This window comes from Oleiphilus sp. HI0079 (assembly GCF_001635105.1).
On record NZ_LWFT01000412.1, the window covers coordinates 1 to 338 of the forward strand.

The 338-nt window shown below is 42.0% G+C and carries 2 protein-coding genes; one reads left to right on the top strand and one right to left on the bottom strand.

The genetic code is table 11. The annotated features are described in order from the left end of the window. On the top strand, positions 1 to 200 hold a 200-nt coding region (locus A3750_RS26775), incomplete at its 5' end, for a glycosyltransferase (protein WP_231871730.1). Here A3750_RS26775 and A3750_RS27275 read toward each other — a convergent pair. Beyond that, entirely contained in the window at positions 157 to 309 is a 153-nt protein-coding gene (locus A3750_RS27275; protein ID WP_369819923.1) for a hypothetical protein, read from the bottom strand. The genes A3750_RS26775 and A3750_RS27275 overlap by 44 nt on opposite strands. Between the last annotated feature and the right edge of the window lie 29 nt (positions 310 to 338).

The window sequence follows — 338 nt, forward strand, 5'->3', positions numbered from 1 at the left end:
CAGCAACACAAATAGCCTCGAATGTGCAAAGAATATTCGAGGACGAAAGACTGGGGCAGGAACTGACTAAGAACGGTTATCAAATAATCGAAGAGCAATATTCTTATGAGAAAGTGGGGGAGCAGCTATGCAACTTCTATAAGAACTTGATAGCAACTAAGAGCGGCCAACCCGCTGTCGATACCAATCTAGAAACATAAGCAAGGCCCATAGCTTATTGCTATTATCTGACGCGGCTGACTGATGTTGATTCCAAACCTTCAAAATTAGGGTTTTGTCTAATAATGGAATATTAGAATCATCTATCAAAGCTTCAGCCCACTCTCTTAAGGGGCCTC